This is a genomic window from Nonomuraea sp. NPDC049129, assembly GCF_040648495.1.
Classification (GTDB): Bacteria; Actinomycetota; Actinomycetes; order Streptosporangiales; family Streptosporangiaceae; genus Nonomuraea.
Genome location: NZ_JBEZDU010000002.1, coordinates 137,871 through 153,980 on the forward strand (window position 1 = coordinate 137,871; position 16,110 = coordinate 153,980).

At 69.8% G+C, this 16,110-nt stretch carries 17 protein-coding genes; 6 read left to right on the plus strand and 11 right to left on the minus strand.

All coding sequences use genetic code 11. The annotated features are described in order from the left end of the window. Positions 1–26: 26 nt before the first annotated feature. From hemB to AB0B64_RS05760, 9 genes are read right to left on the minus strand one after another with little or no spacing between them, the layout of a single operon-like run. A complete protein-coding gene (gene hemB / locus AB0B64_RS05720) occupies positions 27–1,004 on the minus strand; it encodes a porphobilinogen synthase (protein ID WP_358174957.1) in 978 nt (325 codons plus the stop codon). A 5-nt stretch (positions 1,005–1,009) separates the two neighbouring features. Continuing rightward, positions 1,010–1,810: an aspartate/glutamate racemase family protein gene (locus tag AB0B64_RS05725; protein ID WP_357940561.1), complete on the minus strand. Its 801-nt coding sequence runs from the start codon at positions 1,808–1,810 to the stop codon at positions 1,010–1,012. 1 nt (position 1,811) lies between these two features. Further along, positions 1,812–3,002 carry an FAD-dependent oxidoreductase gene (locus AB0B64_RS05730; RefSeq protein WP_357940563.1) on the minus strand — a complete coding sequence of 397 codons (1,191 nt, stop codon included), beginning with the start codon at positions 3,000–3,002 and terminating at the stop codon, positions 1,812–1,814. After that, a complete protein-coding gene (locus tag AB0B64_RS05735) occupies positions 2,999–3,727 on the minus strand; it encodes a hypothetical protein (RefSeq protein WP_357940565.1) in 729 nt (242 codons plus the stop codon). Before AB0B64_RS05735 ends, AB0B64_RS05730 begins: the two co-directional genes overlap by 4 nt. After that, entirely contained in the window at positions 3,724–4,113 is a 390-nt protein-coding gene (locus AB0B64_RS05740; RefSeq protein WP_357940568.1) for a hypothetical protein, read from the minus strand. The genes AB0B64_RS05735 and AB0B64_RS05740 overlap by 4 nt, the downstream gene beginning before the upstream one ends. Beyond that, positions 4,113–4,310, minus strand: a complete 198-nt coding sequence (locus tag AB0B64_RS05745; protein ID WP_357940570.1) for a hypothetical protein — start codon at positions 4,308–4,310, stop codon at positions 4,113–4,115. The genes AB0B64_RS05740 and AB0B64_RS05745 overlap by 1 nt, the downstream gene beginning before the upstream one ends. A gap of 30 nt (positions 4,311–4,340) precedes the next feature. Beyond that, positions 4,341–4,655, minus strand: a complete 315-nt coding sequence (locus AB0B64_RS05750; protein ID WP_357940573.1) for a hypothetical protein — start codon at positions 4,653–4,655, stop codon at positions 4,341–4,343. 11 nt (positions 4,656–4,666) lie between these two features. Further along, positions 4,667–6,262: an MFS transporter gene (locus AB0B64_RS05755; RefSeq protein WP_357940575.1), complete on the minus strand. Its 1,596-nt coding sequence runs from the start codon at positions 6,260–6,262 to the stop codon at positions 4,667–4,669. Then, positions 6,259–6,918, minus strand: a complete 660-nt coding sequence (locus AB0B64_RS05760; RefSeq protein ID WP_357940577.1) for a hypothetical protein — start codon at positions 6,916–6,918, stop codon at positions 6,259–6,261. The genes AB0B64_RS05755 and AB0B64_RS05760 overlap by 4 nt, the downstream gene beginning before the upstream one ends. A 335-nt stretch (positions 6,919–7,253) precedes the next feature. Between AB0B64_RS05760 and AB0B64_RS05765 the strand changes: the two genes are divergently transcribed. Both AB0B64_RS05765 and AB0B64_RS05770 read left to right on the plus strand, forming a co-directional pair. After that, the gene (locus AB0B64_RS05765; RefSeq protein WP_357940579.1) at positions 7,254–8,501 is read left to right on the plus strand and encodes a Scr1 family TA system antitoxin-like transcriptional regulator; all 1,248 of its coding nucleotides are present in this window, start codon (positions 7,254–7,256) and stop codon (positions 8,499–8,501) included. Between the two features lie 174 nt (positions 8,502–8,675). Next, on the plus strand, positions 8,676–9,506 hold the full coding sequence (locus tag AB0B64_RS05770; RefSeq protein ID WP_358174960.1) for an SAM-dependent methyltransferase: 831 nt from the start codon (positions 8,676–8,678) through the stop codon (positions 9,504–9,506). 237 nt (positions 9,507–9,743) lie between these two features. Here the strand turns inward: AB0B64_RS05770 and AB0B64_RS05775 are convergent, their stop codons facing one another. Next, the gene (locus tag AB0B64_RS05775; RefSeq protein WP_357940583.1) at positions 9,744–10,562 is read right to left on the minus strand and encodes a DUF4253 domain-containing protein; all 819 of its coding nucleotides are present in this window, start codon (positions 10,560–10,562) and stop codon (positions 9,744–9,746) included. 129 nt (positions 10,563–10,691) lie between these two features. On the opposite strand from AB0B64_RS05775, the gene AB0B64_RS05780 reads away from it, so the two are divergent. From AB0B64_RS05780 to AB0B64_RS05790, 3 genes are read left to right on the plus strand one after another with little or no spacing between them, the layout of a single operon-like run. Next, on the plus strand, positions 10,692–12,215 hold the full coding sequence (locus tag AB0B64_RS05780; RefSeq protein ID WP_358174963.1) for a carboxylesterase family protein: 1,524 nt from the start codon (positions 10,692–10,694) through the stop codon (positions 12,213–12,215). A 54-nt stretch (positions 12,216–12,269) separates the two neighbouring features. Further along, positions 12,270–12,875 carry a response regulator transcription factor gene (locus tag AB0B64_RS05785; RefSeq protein ID WP_358174966.1) on the plus strand — a complete coding sequence of 202 codons (606 nt, stop codon included), beginning with the start codon at positions 12,270–12,272 and terminating at the stop codon, positions 12,873–12,875. Next, positions 12,872–13,462 carry an HAD family hydrolase gene (locus tag AB0B64_RS05790; RefSeq protein WP_358174968.1) on the plus strand — a complete coding sequence of 197 codons (591 nt, stop codon included), beginning with the start codon at positions 12,872–12,874 and terminating at the stop codon, positions 13,460–13,462. The genes AB0B64_RS05785 and AB0B64_RS05790 overlap by 4 nt, the downstream gene beginning before the upstream one ends. Positions 13,463–13,821: 359 nt before the next feature. Here AB0B64_RS05790 and AB0B64_RS05795 read toward each other — a convergent pair whose 3' ends face one another. After that, positions 13,822–14,850: a TIGR03118 family protein gene (locus tag AB0B64_RS05795; RefSeq protein ID WP_357940590.1), complete on the minus strand. Its 1,029-nt coding sequence runs from the start codon at positions 14,848–14,850 to the stop codon at positions 13,822–13,824. 220 nt (positions 14,851–15,070) lie between these two features. Between AB0B64_RS05795 and ppgK the strand changes: the two genes are divergently transcribed. Beyond that, a complete protein-coding gene (gene ppgK / locus AB0B64_RS05800; RefSeq protein ID WP_357940592.1) occupies positions 15,071–15,784 on the plus strand; it encodes a polyphosphate--glucose phosphotransferase in 714 nt (237 codons plus the stop codon). Positions 15,785–16,110 lie beyond the last annotated feature (326 nt).

The window sequence follows — 16,110 nt, forward strand, 5'->3', positions numbered from 1 at the left end:
AAGCGTCCAGAAAGCCTCCAGAAGCCTCAGCCGGGTAACTGCTCCGCGATCTCCGTAGCCCAGTAGGTGATCACGCTCCCGGCGCCGGCCCGGCGGATCGCCATGAGGCTCTCCCGGATGGCCCGGTCGCGCATGAGCCAGCCCTGGGCGGCGGCGGCCTCGATCGCCGCGTACTCGCCGGAGGTCTGGTAGGCGGCGACCGGCACGCGGACCGTGTCGGCCACCATGCGTACGATGTCCAGGTAGTGGCCCGCCGGCTTGACCATCACCATGTCGGCCCCCTCCTCGATGTCCAGGAGCACCTCGCGCAGCGCCTCTCGGCTGTTGGCGGGGTCCTGCTGGGCGGTCGAGCGGGTGCCGGTCAGCCGCGATTCGACGGCGTCGCGGAACGGGCCGTAGAAGGCGGAGTCGTATTTGGCGGCGTAGGCCAGGATCGCCACCTGATGGTGACCGGCCTGGTCGAGCGCCTGGCGGACGGCGGCGACCTGGCCGTCCATCATGCCGCTCGGGGCCACCACCTGGGCGCCGGCGTTGGCCTGGGCAATGGCGACCTGGGCGTATGCGCGCAGGGTGGCGTCGTTGTCGACGTCGCCGGTCGCGTCGAGGATGCCGACCTGGCCGTGTTCGGTGTATTCGTCCAGGTTGATGTCGCTGATCACCACGGTGGCGTCGCCGACCTCGGCGGCGACGTCGGCGAGGGCCAGCTGCGCGATGCCGTACGGGTCCCAGGCGCCGTACCCCTCGGGGTCCTTGGCGGCCGGGATGCCGAAGATCAGCAGGCCGCCGACGCCGGCGGTGGCCGCGGCCGAGGCGGCCTTGCGCAGGCTGTCGCGGCTGTGCTGGACCTGGCCCGGCATGCTGGTGATCTCTCGGGGTTCCTCCAGTCCTTCGCGGACGAACAACGGCTGGATCAGGTCGGCCGGGTGCAGCCGCGTTTCGGCGACCAGGCCACGCAGGGCTGACGTGCGCCGCAGGCGGCGGGGACGGTCCGCGGGGAAGCTCATGGGTTCTAGCCTCCGATTACCTTGCCGAGAAAAACACGTTCCGCGTGCCTGACGGCGTCCGCGGGCGGGAGCCGGAACCAGTAGCCGGAGGTGCTGCGCGCGGTGATGTTGAGCCGGCGCAGGTGGCACAGGTGTTCGGCCGTCTTGACCGCCAGCCCGTCCGGGTCGATCACCGGCAGGCCGTGCAGTTCGTGCACGCCGAGGTGGACGAGGATCTCGTTCGGGATGCCTTCGGCGGGGACCAGCCACTGCGCCCCCGCGTCCGCCGCCCGTTTGGCGGCCTTCGTGTAGGCCGCCAGCAGCGGCCCGAAGTCCTCGGCCAGGGCCCGCTGGACGAGGGTGGTGCCGTCCTCTACCACCTGATAGGAGGCCAGGTCGGCGCCCGCCGCCCGGATGTTGTCGGTGATGGGCTCGGCCAGATGCGGGATGAAGCCGATCAGGCCCAGCCGGTGGCGTTCCATGCGCGCCGCCTGCCAGACCGCGTCGCCGTAGCCGACCACGGGGATCGACACGCGCGAGCGGGCGGCGGCCAGCCCGGGGTCCTGCCCCGCGCCGCTGATCCAGGCCGCGCACCCGTCGCGTTCTGCCGCTACGGCCGTCTGCGCGAAGTAGTTGCCGAACAGCAGTCCCAGCTGCCCGTAGCCGACCAGGTGCTCGGGCAGGTCGGTGCCGTACGTGTCGGCCGGCAGCGTGTGGATCTCCACCTCGGTGCCGGGTTCGGTGATCTTGGATAAGTGCTCGGCGTAGAGCTTGTCCAGCAGCGCGGAACGACCCTCGACGGTGTGTTTCTGGAACCAGATGCGCATGTCAGCCGTGCCTCACGTGATGGGGGGTCGGGCCAGATGGAACGGTGTCGAGCATCGAGGCTTGCGCCAGGTAGGCGCGGGTGGACTCCGGATCGCCGGCGATGGCGCGCAGTCCCGCCATGGCCGCCGCCAGCTTGGTGTTGTCCCGGTCCTGTACGCCGGCCACCCGCGCCTCACTGCGCGGGATCACCCGGTTGACCAGTACGGTGCGCCGCCGCCAGGCCCACGCGTCCAGCGCGGCGGGTGCGGTGAATCCGCCGAGCACGGCCGCGAGCACCTGGCCGATCTCGACGGCGTCGTGGATGCCGGCGTTCATGTTCAGGCCGCCGGCGGTGGAGGTCAGGTGGGCGGCGTCCCCGGCGAACAGCACGCGTCCGCACCGGTAGTCGCCCAGCACGCCGCGGGCCAGGCTGTAGCGGTCGGCCCCGATCACCCGGATCGGCGCCTGCTCGGTGGGCAGGGCACGGAACAGCAGCTTGGCCACGTTCTGGGGATTGAGTGGGTCGCGGGTGTCATGCGGGATCCTGATGATGATCCGCCAGTGATCGGGCAGCGCCAGCAGGCTGCACGACTGCCGGGAGTCGCGGATGTAGGTCAGCGGCGCCAGGCCGGGCAGCAGCGCGTCGAGCGGTGAGTCGGTGAAGATCCGCAGCGCCTGCGTCGGATACTCCGAGCGGGGGAACGGCAGGCCGAGCGAGCTGCGCACGGTGCTGTGCGCGCCGTCCGCCGCGACCACGTAGCGGGCCCGCGCCCACGTACGGCCGATGCGCAGCCGGACGCCCGTGCCGCCCTCGGCCACTCCGTCGACCGGGGTGCCGAAGCGCACGTCCGCCTCCGGGTAGGCCGACAGCGCCTCCAGCAGCAGCGCGGTGAGCGTGGACTGCTCGGCGTGCAGCCGGAACGGGTGCTCGGTCAGGCCGTCGAGGCTGCCCATCAGCATCTCGGCCAGCACCCGGCCCGCCCGGTCACGCCATTGCACCCGCTCCACCACCCGGCCGCGGGAGATCAGCGCGGTGGCGATCCCGAGCTCCTGCAGCAGGTCGAGCGTGGCCGGGTGGAAGGTCGAGGCGCGCGACTGGCGGCTGAGGCCCGGCTCCCGTTCCAGCACCATCACCGGCACCCCGGCGCGGGCCAGGGTGAGCGCCGCGGTCAGCCCGACCGGGCCGGCGCCGACCACGGTGACGCCGTTCATGACGGCCGGCCCTGTGCCACCGGGCGGTGCGGCACCCGGCTGAGCGTGACCGGCTGCCCGGTCGCGTGCGCCAGCGCCCACCAGGCGCTGCACAGGTTCGAGGTGAGCAGGACCCGGTCGTTTCCGGCGCCCAGGGGGCCCAGCGCGGGCAGCGTGGACATCCCGGTGCCGCTGAACAGCACCACCGCGTCGGACGGCAGTCCTGCCTGCTCCACCTGCTCGACCAGCTCGTTCGGCGTGACGTCGTACGGTGAGAAGCCGCCCTGCGCCCTGACCGGTATCACGCGGGAGACGTGCAGACCGGCCGCGGCCCAGAAGCGTTCGGCGAGTTCGGTGAGCCAGGGCTGATACGGCGAGACGAGCACGAACTCCTGCGCCCCGATGTGCTCCAGCGCCTCCCGCGTCGCCAGGGTCGCCGAGGCGAACGGGATGCCCGCCTCACCGCTCAGCTTGTCGCACCTCGCGCGATCTTCCTCGGGTGCGAACAGATATCGCGAGCCGCTGCAGGCCATGACCAGCGCATCGAGCGGCAGGTCGCCGAACGAGCAGATCATCGCGGGCAGGACCTCGTTGTAGCTCTCCAGCCGCTCCGCCAGGGTGAGGCCGGGGCGTACCGGGAAGCGGCTGACGTACATGTCGGCCCGGGACCCGAACAGGCGCGCCAGTTCGGGCTCCACCGATGGGTTCGCCGGCGGTACGAACACGCCGACCCGGCCCCGGCTCATCCCGCGCTCCCGGCCGGACCGAAAGCGGGTAATTCCAGGGAGAACAGCTCACGTAAGGCGTCCGCGTAGCTCTCTCCCAGGGGGGAGTCGGCGTAGCTGGTCACCCGGTTGATCGGCTCGTACAGGAAGGCGTCGACCACTCGCTGGACGGCGTCCCTGATCTCGGCGCGGGCGGCGGCGTCCAGGCTGGGGGCACGGGAGGCCAGCCGGCCGAGTTCGGCGTCCGCTACGGCGTTCGCCTTGCGCTTCAGTGCTTGTACGACGGGGACGGTAGGCGGCACCGGCACCGTGGGGACCCTTCTGGAACCGTAAGGGCAGCGGAACGACACCCCCAGAACGTTTCCGCCCTCGCTGGCGGTCGTCCGGCGGGTCAGGGTGGCCGTCATCAGCAACCCGACCAAGCCGCGGCCCAGAAAGCCGCCTCTCGACGCGCCCGTGCCTCGTCCCAGTCGGTGAGGACGAGCTGTATCTCGCCGCGCTCCACGCCTAGGAGATCCACCGCTGCCCCGATCACGGTATCGGCGAACTCCCGTTGTCTGTCGACTGCCAGTCCTGCTGGGGATTCGACCTGGATGGTGAGCATGAGTTCCTCCTGCGAAGGAGCCTGGGGGGTTCAGGGCACGTGGTGAAGAACCTGGTCGATCACGCTGATCGCCTGGTCCGACACCTGCCGTATGTGGCGGAGACGGTGGACGGTGCGGGCCGTCAACTCGGGCGGGGTCTGCGGCGGCACGGAGGCCGCCTGGGTGGGTATGGCCTGGGTAGGAATGGTCTGTCGAGGGATCGCCTGTGCTGGGATGCTCTGGCGTGGAATCCTCGCGGGCTGTGTGTCGTCCGTATCGGGCGTCGCACTGGACGGCAGTACCTGCCTGGGCGAACGCACTTCATAGGGGTGCGGGTACGGCCTGCGGGTCTCGTTCGCGAGCATGATCACTCCTGTCAGCGCTGGTCAAGGGCCCGGAACTCGGACGGGTCGCGGACACCGAAGCGGGCCAGCTCGTGCTCGGCCTCGCTGCGGACCTGGACGAAGCTGTCGCGGAGCTCGGCGAGCAGGCCGCGCAGCACGACCAGCTCCGCCTCCGCTTCGCGCAGCGAGGGACGGCGTGGCCGGCTGCTGGTGGCCGCGAGGGCTACGCGGATCAGCGCCGCGACGCCGAGCAGCACCGCCACCGCCAGGCAGGCCACCAGCACCGTGGAGAAGCCCGGCATCGGTCCGGCCAGCATGGGATGGTCGACCAGCACCGAGGCGCCGGCCACGCCGATGGCTCCGCCGAGCATGCGCGCGGTGTTGATCGCGCCGACCGCCGAGGCGTACTGGCTGGGGTCGGCGGCCATCGAGCCGACCATGAACGTTCCGGTGGACAGGAAGCCGAACCCGGTGCCCAGCATGACGGCGCCCAGCAGGCACCACAGGTTCGGGGACGGCTGGGCCAGCATCAGCGCGCAGCCGGTGCCGAGGACGAGGGCACCGCTGTAGATGACGGCATTGACGCCGATGCGCCGGCTGATGGGCGCGGCCATCGGGCTCGACACGATCATGGCGATGGAGATCGGGGTGAGCCAGAGGCCGATGGTGCTGGCGTCGAACTCGGCGTTGCGCAGGTAGAGCGGCCCCATGGCCAGTACGACGAAGGACGCGGCTCCGTACATGCAGGAGGTGGCACCGGCCCACAGGAAGCCGGGACGCCGCCACAGGCTCATGTCGATCGCTCCGGCGCGATGCCGCCAGGAGATCGCGATGGCCAGGGCCAGCAGCAGCCCGCCGCCTCCCGCGCACGCCAGCGTGCGTACGGAGGTCCAGCCCCACAGGCTGCCCTGGGAGATGGCCAGCACCGCTCCCGCGACCGCGCCGATCAGCAGGACCGCGCCGAACAGGTCGGGTACGCCCTGTCTGGTGCCGCGGTTGCGGGGGAGCGCCGGGGTGAGCATCAGCAGTGCCGCCGCGAGTCCCGCGCCGGGCAGGTACAGGCCCCGCCAGCCGTACTCGGTCAGCAGCCAGCCACCGCCCGCCTGCAGGGCCAGGGCCCCGATGCCGGACGACGCGCTCCACAGCGCGATGGCGCCGGCACGGCGGTTGGCGGGCAGCTCGCCGAGCAGCAGCGCCAGCGAGGCGGGGAACATCAGCGCCGCGCCCACTCCCTGCGCCACCCGTCCGGCCAGGAGCAGGGTCCAGGAGGGGGCGGCGATGACCGTCGTCGCGCCCAGCCCGTACAGGGCCAGGCCGAGCGCGAGCACGCTGCGCCTGCCCAGCAGGTCGGCGAAGCGTCCGGCGGTGGCGAGCAGTGCGGCGACGGCGGCGAAGTTGACCGTGCTCACCCAGGTGATCTCGGACAGCGGCAGGGCGGCCGCCAGCGGGTCGCGGCTGAGCACGGGGATCGCCAGCGTCGTCGCGGTGCTGTCCGCCATGATCGCGACCACCACCCCGGAGGCGACCAGCCGCAGTACGGCGAATCGCCCCCGGAACCGGCGAGCCGTCGGCATCGCGGGCACCATCGTGGGACCGGCGACGCCCTCGCGGATGGGCGTCAGGGTCATCGCGTCGACTCCGCGTAGCTGAGTTCGGGCTCGACGGGGGCCGGGGCGGGTTCGGCGGGAACAGGCGCCGGGCTGTTGTTCGGCACGCTCGCGGCGACGACCCGCTCGGACAGGCCGATGTCCCGGCTGTTCTCGCGGATCCTGGTCGGTACCTCGCCGCCGGCCAGCGTGAGGGCGACCTGCGTGGCCAGGCTCAGGTGCTCGGCACAGCGGCGGGCCACCTTGGCCTCCAGGCCGGCGATCTGCGCCAGCCGGAGCCGCAGCGACTCCACGGTCGCGGTGCGTTCCAGGCCGTCGAGATCGGCAAGCCGGTCGGGCCAGCGCAGCGACCTGCTGAGCTGCTCCTCCACCTCGAGAACGATCTCGTCGATGGACAGGTCCCGGTCCTTCAGCGGGTTGGCGATCATGACCGCCATGACCGCGGTCTGGTCGAAGTCGGCCAACCGGCCCCGCAGCGCCGAGGCCAGCATGCGGGCGCGGTGGTGCAGGCAGTCGGCGCTCCAACCGAGCACCAGCAAGCGATCGGCGCTCGCCTCCGTGTGCCATCCGGCGAGCCTCAGCTCGCGGGCCATCCGGTGTTGCACGCTCCAGCGGTCAGGGGTGTCCTCCACCCAGACCTGTACGCCGCCGAGTGGCAGCTCTGCTACATGGATCACGTTCCTTTCAGGGGCCGCCCGAGCGCAGACGCGTCTGATCACGCTGGCCTGCGCGGGGGGAGCCGGATTCTTCGAGAACCAGGAACGGACCTTGGAATCGACGGAATCGACGGTCACGTCCGGCCACCTCCTCGCCGGAGACTCTCCAGAACCCTCCGGCTGTCAAGTCTCACTTACCACGATCAGTACGATAGTGGGTGTACCCGGCTCGTTGTGTCAACTGACAGTTTTCGTATATGTTGACCTCCCCCTGCGGAGTTTCGCGCCCCGCAGGGCAGGGGACGGCGAGCCAGGCTTCCTTTACGCTGGAGGCTTCTGGCGGCTGGGAGGTACGAGTGGCGAACTTCGCCGAGCGACTCGGTCTCGCTATGAGCAAGCGCGGGTTCACGGGGGCGCAACTCGCCGCGGCCCTCACCGAAGCCGGCATCCCGATCACCCGCGCCTACGTCAGCCAGTTGCGCACGGGCAAGCAGACCAACCCGACCCTCCAGGTGCTGCGCGCCCTGGCCGCCTGCCTACAGGTGAGCGTGGGCTGGCTGCTGGGCGAGGACGCCACGGACTCGGGCGCGGCCGAGGAGCTCCAGTTGCGGGCCGCCGCCATCGGCGCGTCGGTCTCCGGGCTGTCCGACGGGTCGCTGACCGTACTGCGCGGCGTGATCGAGCTCGCGCGCGCGGCCGAGGGGCTGCCCGACCAGCCCCCCGCCACCACCGAGATCCCCGAGGCGGCGGCGCCGCTGACCGCGCCGCAACGTGAGGCGCTCGGCGACCGCCTGCGCAACCTGCGGCTGATCGCGCGCATGTCGCCGGAGGAGGTCGAGACCTCGCTGGGCAGAGGGGCCGCCGCCATCGGCGCGATAGAGGAGGGCCGCGTCGCGCCCGCGCCCGTCACGGTCGAGCGCCTGCTCACCCTCTACGGCGTGACCGCCCTGCCCACCCGCGAATACGTCCTGTCGCTGGCCCGCGGCGAACGCCCGCCCTCCTGGTACGACGCCGGCTCCGTGCCCGTCTGGATGGCCGCCACCTACGCCCTGGAGCAGCGGGCGTCGCTGATCCGCACGTACCAGACCCAGATCGTCCCCCCGCTGCTGCAGACCGAGGCCTACGCGCGGGCCGCCATCGAGGTGTCGGGCAGCGCCGGGCTCGGCCAGACGTCGGCCGACGCGGCGGTGCGCCTGATGCGATCCCGCCAGGCCCTGCTGAACCACGGCGACGGACCCGTGCTGTGGGCGGTGATCGACGAGAGCGTCCTGCTGCGCTCGATCGCCGACCCCGAGACGCAGGCCGCTCAGCTCGACCGGCTGATCGAGTACGCGAAGCGGCCCAACATCTCCTTGCACGTGGTGCCGATCGACGATCCGATCTTCCTGCCCCGTTGCGGTCCGTTCACGATGTGGCGCTTCCCGGAGGCCTTCGAGCCCGATGTGGCCTGCGCCCACGCCATCGAATCGGACGAAGTGATCACCGACGCGGCCGCGGTAGAGGCCTACCACCAGGCGTTTACCAAGTTGTCGGTCTCCACCACCATGGGCGACGAGACGCACGAGCTGCTGTATGCGCACCGTGACCGTCTGAGCCACCGGTGATCTGACACTCCCTAGCACGAAAAACGGGAAATGGATATTTCCCAACAAATATTGTTCTTCGTATTGTCAGATCCTGAGGTTGATGGATCATTGGTATTGTTGGGCCAAATTGAGTGGGGTCAGTGGGACCGACTTTCCCGTGAGATACGGCGAGGGGAAAGGGGCAACACTCAAATGCGTCAGCGTGCCATCCGAAATCTGACCAACCTTGACACCACCCGCGCGAGTGTCACCCGAATACTCGACGCCGCCGCGGGAGGGAAGAACCACTTCGAGGTTGACAGTGATGCGGTGCGCCGTTACGACGAGGCGGTTCCGGTCACCGGCTCCGCCGCGCGAGCAGTTCTGCTTTACCTGGCGCGGGTGGTCGCCCACCTGGCCGGTTCCGGCATCGACCAGTTCCTGATCATCGGCAGTGGCGTGCCCAGCGCGCTGCCGCCCGGACGTCAGTTACACGACGTCGCCCGTGGCGCGTCCGCCGCGTCCGATGTGCGCGTCGTCTATGTCGAGAACGACCCTTTGATACTGGCCAGTGCCCGCGTCACCATCGAGCCCCTCAACGACCTCGTACGGGTGGTGGAGGGCGACATACGGCAGATCGACGAGATGCTCGCCGACGAGGTCGTGGCCCGGTTCATCGACTGGGAGCGGCCCGTGGGGGTGCTGCTCCTGTCGACCCACAGCCTCACCGACGACGAGCTTGCCTCCTTCGTGATCAAACGCCTGTGCCACTCCGTCGTGGACGGCAGCTACCTCGCGATCCTGCAGACCACCTTCGACGGAATCCCCGCCGAACTGCTGCCCGCCATCAACGACCTGCTCGCGATGACGCTGCCGGGACACGTGATCCGCTCACATGCGGAGGTGGCGACCTTCCTGGACGGGCTCGAGCTGCTGGAACCGGGCCTGGTGTGGGTCCCGCAATGGCGGCCCGACGGCGACTCCGTGTGCACGGACCAGCCGAGCTCGTCGGGCAATTACGGCGCCGTGGCCCGCCTTCCCTGACCCACCGGCCACGGCGCCCGCGCGGCCGTCACACAGACGCCCGCACCCAAGGGTCCGGCCCACCAAACCGGCCGGACCCTCGGACCGCCTTCTTCCTCGCCCCTCGCTAGTGACGCCGGCCACGACGGACCGTTTCCTTTCGCTCCCCCGGAGGGGGTGTCCCTCCCAAGACCCCAGCCACCACGGACCGTCACAGAAATCGCGACGGTCGTGTCACGAACCCCCAGAGCGGTCCCTTTAATCCCACCAGAACGACCAGTAATGCCGCCCGATGATCTGCTCCGCGTAACTCTGGAGATCCCCCGGCCCCTGGACGACGTTGTCCGGGCAGAACGTCCAATGCTCAGCCGCCACATGCAGCGCGTGCTCAGGCTCGACCGGCGGCGCGGCGACGCTCAGCTCCAGCGTGTTGAAGCCGACCCCCACCACCCGGATCCCGAACCGGTCCTCCCAGCTGCGTACCACCGCCGCCATCGGCACCATCCACTCGTTATGGTGCAAAGCCCCCTGCCAGCCCATCACGGCCAGCGCGTCGGCACCCCGATGCGCGGCGACCAGGCCGAGCGGCAGGCCCCTGGATGACAGCTCACGGGCATACCAGTCGGCGACGGCCCCCGGATCGGCTCTCAGCACCCCCGGCGGGGCAGGACCCGGACAAAGCGCGCCGAACGGCTCCAGCTCCGCCAGGGCGTCCGGCGGCATCTGGGAGACCCACTCCTGCCACACCTCGGCCATGAACCCCTCGGCCGTGAAGTGATCTATCATCAGCGCCTCGTCCGGCACGATCTGCCCGATCGACCAGGGCTGCGCGGACTCGTCCAGCAGAACAGGCCACAGACCGCTGCGCGCGTGGGCGGCCCGGAACCGAGCCCAGTCGTCGCCCGCCACGGCCTCGTCGCTCATCCAGAACGCGGGCCTGGACGCCTGGCCCTGGTGCGTGTAGCCGGGATCGGGCCACACGACGTCGCCCTCGGGCAGATCGACCGGCAGGAGCCGCCCTCTGCCGCCGTCGGCGAACAGCTGGCACACCTCACGTGGCAGCTGGTGATCGTTCATGCCCACCGTTTCAGTACCGAATCCTGTCTCGGAGATGGTAATGCCGACCGTTGCGTCAGGACTTTTGTCCTGGGCGATCCCGTACAGGCGAATCTTCTGCCGACGCCCCGCCTCCGAGACCGTGGAGGCATGAAGATTCTGCTAGCGCTGGCCGTACTCCTCACGGGGTGCGCCCAACCGTCCGCCGGCAAACCGGGGCCTGTCGCGGATCCGGCGGTCGTCGAGACCGCGTCGGGAGCCGTGCGCGGCACGGTGACCGCGACGAACCGCCTGTTCCAGGGCATCAAATACGCCACGGCGGCGCGCTGGGAGGCGCCGAAGCCCGCGCCCGCGTGGCAGGGAGTACGGGAGGCCACCAAGCCGGGCGCCATGTGCCCGCAGGTCGGCACCGTCTACGCGCCGACCAGCAGCGACAACGAGGACTGCCTGTTCCTGAACGTCACCACACCCGCCGTCCCCGGGAAGGGCCGGCCGGTCATGGTGTGGATCCACGGCGACGGCGCGGTGGGCGCGGGCCACTTCTCCGACGCGCGGAAGCTGGCCGCCAAGGGCGTGGTGGTCGTGACGATCAACTACCGGCTCGGCGTGTTCAGCGGGTTCGGCTATCCGGGGCTGCGCGACTCGGGCACGTACGGCCTGCAGGACCAGCAGGAGGCGCTGCGCTGGGTCAAGCGGAACGCGGCGGCCTTCGGCGGCGACCCGGGCAACGTGACCGCCTTCGGCGTCTCCTACGGCGCGCTGTCGATCGGCGGCCAGCTCGCCTCACCGGGCGCCAAAGGCCTGTTCCAGCGGGCGATCATGCAGAGCGGCGAGACCCTGATGGACATGCCCGCCAACAGCATGGTGCCGGGCGTGCCCGCCCTGCCGTCCTTCGCGTGGCGGCCCGCCGCACAAGTGAGCGCTATAGGAGAGGTGTACGCCAAGCAGCTGGGCTGCTCGGACCTGGCGTGCCTGCGCGCGCTGCCGGTCAAGAAGATCCTCGAGGTCCCGCAGATCATGAACGCCTTCCAGTCGTACGCGTACGGTAACGAGGTCCTGCCCGAGTCGCCGGCCGACGCGATGCGGAAGGGGCACACCAGCCCGATGCCGGTCCTTGCCGGGACGACGAAGGACGAACACCGGATCTTCGTCGGGATGAATTACGACGTCCAGGGCACATCTCCGGATTACCGGAAATTGCTAAAAGATGCGTTCGGAGCGAAGGCTGAGAGAATTGCCCGGAAATATCCGGTAAATCGCTATAAGTCGCCGAGTATCGCTTGGGCTACCGTCTTGACCGATCGTATGTGGGCCCGGTCCACCCATGAGCAGAACGCCCTGCTGGCCAAGAAGGCGCCGGTCTACGGCTACGAGTTCGCCGACCGGAAGGCGCCGATGTTCCTGCCGCTGGAGGCGGACTTCGACTGGGGCGCCTACCACGCCGGCGACCTGCCGTACATCTTCCCGGAGACCAAGGCCAAGCTGTCGCCCGCCCAGGAGCAGCTGTCCGGGCAGATGATGAGCTACTGGACGAACTTCGCCCGCACCGGCGACCCGAACGGCCGCGGGCTGCCCGCCTGGCCGCGAGTCTCGTCCGGCACCCTGTCCCTGGCTCCGGGGGCCGTCCGGCCGGTCGACTACGCTGCCGAGCACCAGCTGGCCTTCTGGAAGTAGAGCCTTCTGCAAGTAGAGCCTTCTGTAAGTAGACGTAGCGCGAGGGGAGGCGTCGTGATCAGGGTCATGATCGCCGAGGACCAGGGGATGATGCGCGACGCCCTGGCGCTGCTGCTCGGGCTGGAGGACGACCTGGAGATCGTCGCCCAGGTGTCCTCCGGCGACGCGATCGTGCCGGCCGCCACGGAGCACCGTCCCGACGTGGCGCTGCTCGACATCGAGCTGCCCGGCCGCAGCGGGCTCGACGTGCTGCCCGTACTGCGTGCCGCGCTGCCGGAGTGCGTGGTGCTGATTCTGACGACGTTCGCCAGGCCGGGCTACCTGCGGCGGGCGATGGAGGCGGGCGCGGCGGGCTTCCTGGTCAAGGACGGGCCGGTGGAGGAGCTGGCCGCGGCCATCCGGCGGGCGGTGGCGGGGGAGCGGATCCTCGATCCGGCCCTGGCCGCCGCCGCGCTGAACGCCGGGCCCAGCCCGCTCACGGACCGCGAGCGCGACGTGCTGGCCGCGGCGCTCGACGGCTCCACGATCGCGGACGTGGCGGCGCGGCTGCACCTCTCGGAGAGCACGGTACGCAACCACCTGTCGTCCGCCATCGGCAAGACGAACACCCGCAACAGGATCGAGGCCGCCCAGCTGGCACGGCACAATGGGTGGCTGTGACCCCCTTTGACGCGGTTCTCTGTGATCTCGATGGAGTGCTCCGCCATTTCGACCACGCGGTTCAGGCCGACATCGAGGCCCGCTACGGCCTGCCCCTGAGCAAGACCGCCTTCGACCCGGACCTGATCGGCCCCGCCACGCTCGGTCACATCACCGAGGCCCAGTGGGTCGAGTCCATAGCCGTGGCGCTGGGCGGCGACGAGCGCGCCCGCCAGGCCGCCGCCGAGTTCGCGGAGGTGCCGTTCTGGGTGGACGAGGAGGTCAGGGGGCTGCTGGCGCGGGCGCAGGGGCGGGTGCCCGTGGTGCTGGTCACCAATGCCATGGACACGCTGGAGGAGCACCTGGAGCGGCTCGGGCTGGCCTACTTCGCCGACGCGGTGGTCAGCAGTGCCCGGGTGGGCGTGGCCAAGCCCGATCGGCGGATCTACGAACTCGCGGCCGAGCTGGCGGGCGTCGCGCCCGAGCGCTGCCTGTTCGTCGACGACCGGCTGGAGAACGTGGCGGGCGCCACGGCCGTGGGGATGACCGGCGTGCACTACCGGAGCATCGCCGACCTGACTCCCGCGCTCACCGGGCTCTTCGACTAGCGACCGAGGTTCCCCGCGGGTTCGTTCATGCGGCCCTCTCGACCCCTGTGCCGGTCCTTCCTTTGGGGAGAGGAACAAGAAGGCCCGTTGTGGCTGATGTCCTCAGGGAGGGACACCCTCTCCGGGGGGAGGGAGAAACGGCCCGTCGTGGCTGAGGTCCCTTGGAGAGATACTCCCTTCGGGCGAGTGGAAGGGGACGGTCCGTTGGGAAGAACGATCACAAATGCATACGGACTTGCACGGGATGCGTGTTATCCCGTCCAAGCCTCATAAAAGACGTACATAACGCGTACCAGAAACAAGAGCTTGTTTCCGGCACGGCTCGCGCCTGCCGTGCCGGAAACGTTCAGCGGGTCCGGTCAGTAACTCCCGTACGGAGACTGACTGGACGTCGTCGACGGCTTGTGCGACGAGTGGTTAGTCGGCGTGGGGCTCGACGAAGGCGTGCTCACCTGCGATCCCGTGCCGGCGGGCCGGAGCACGCCCACCAGGCCGTGCTGGGCCTTGTCGATGCCCGCGGAGAACCACAGGGCGTTCTCGCCGCCGGTGGCGGCGGTGCCCGGCTCGAGGTCCCACAGGCCCGGCAGCCAGATCGTCTTGCCGTTGCCATCGCGCAGCGCGCCCAGGTGGCGGTTGCCGCGGTAGGCGTGGATCGTCCCGTCGCCGAAGTTGCCGACCAGGACCGATCCGGCGAACGCGCCGAACTGCTTCGGCGCGGCGGTCACGGCCCAAGGGGCGTTGAGCCCGGTGCGCGCGATGCGTCCGACCAGGCGTCCGTTCACGTTGAAGCGGCTGACGAAACCCTTGCCGGCGCCCGCGATGGACTTGCCGGTCTGCGAGTCACGCAGGGCATAGGCGACCCATACGCTGCCGCCGCTGAACGTCACGTTGTACGGGTGGTAATTGGAGGGGACCGAGGGGTCCCTGAACGCCCTGCGGGACAGGTTGATCTTCTCGAACTCCGAGTTCCACGCGGCGAGGCGCCCGTTGGCGAAGTCGGCGGCCAGCAGGAAGTCGCCATCGTCGGTGTTCACCAGCGCGAGGCCCTTGTAGTCGGCGCCCCGGGTGAAGGCCGCGATGATCGCGTTCTTCGGGTCCACCTCGGCGTTCCAGCCGGTGATCGCGCCACTCGGGCTGGCGAAGATGAACGTGGCGGGCTTGCCCTTGACGGTGAAGCCCTCGCCCGAGTTGAACACCTGGCCGGTCGGAGCGCCACCGGGAATGGCCACCTCGGTCGCCTCCTTCCTGCCCGCTCCTGAGTAGACGGTCGCGGTGCCGGTGCCCGTGTCGGAGACCCACAGGGTCTTGCCCATGGCCAGTCCCCACGGGTTGACCAGTTTAGGATCGTGGACGGCTGCCTTCCCCTGGATGTCGGAAATGAGATTCACGACGTCAAACTTGGTATTCGTCGCTGCCTGTGCGGGGGCGGTGAGGGTCGTGCTCAAGACGACCGCACCAGCGCAGAGTGTGATGATGCGGAGCCGCATCCGTGCCTCCTTGTTAGCGCTTGTGGCCGGAGATACGTGGGGGACGCAAGTGCGGTTCAGTAACGGTCAGAAATATTGGCCTCGGACGTCAATCGGGCGTTTTCCTGGGGAGTTGAGGTACATGGAAGTTTTGGGCATTGACATCGGCGGATCCGGGATCAAGGGCGCCCCCGTGGACACCGCGTCGGGGCGGCTGACAGAGGAGCGCCTGCGCATCCCCACGCCGCAGCCGGCCAAGCCGCGCGAGGTGGCCGAGGTCGTGGTGGAGATCGTCAAGCACTTCGACTGGACGGGACAGGTCGGCGTCACGTTCCCCGGCGTGGTCGTGGACGGCGTGATCATGACGGCCGCGAACGTCGACCACTCCTGGATCGGCGTCGACGCGAGGAAGCTCTTCGACGGCGCGACCGTCCTCAACGACGCCGACGCGGCCGGCGTCGCGGAGATGAGGTTCGGCGAGGGCCGGGACCGGATGGGGACCGTCATCATGCTGACGTTCGGGACGGGCATCGGCAGCGCGGTGTTCGTCGACGGCGTCCTGGTACCCAACACCGAGCTGGGGCACCTGGAGCTCCACGGCAAGGACGCCGAGCGCCGCGCCTCCGATCACGCCCGCGAGGAGCACGACCTCGGGTGGGAGAAGTGGGCCGGGCGGGTGGAGGAGTACCTGCGGCACGTGGAGATGCTCTTCTCGCCGTCGCTGTTCGTCATCGGCGGCGGGGTGAGCAAGAAGGCGGACAAGTTCCTTCCGTACGTCCACGTGGACACCGCAGTCGTCCCCGCGCGCCTGCGCAACGAAGCGGGCATCATCGGCGCCGCCCTAGCCGTCAAATGATCACGTTTGCGGCTCGCTGAGTCCCACCGGCGGCGTCCGTCCGGGGGAGGCTCTCGCGATTGAGGGGGGCAAGGCGGCGGGGTCGCCTGTTTCGCGAGCCTCCGACCTGGGTGATCAAGAAAGGTTGGCCCGGAACGCAACCTGATGGGCTTCTCGGGAGTCTCATTAGTGACCGTGGTCGTCCAAGGCGACAACTCTGGGGAGAGTGGGCCCGTCTTGGGCGATCACGGTCAACCGGAGAGCGCGGGCCCTACCTGGGCGATCCCCGTCGACGGATATTCGGATGCGGACCCCGGCGCCGTGGGGCAGCATGGTGGGTTGGCTCC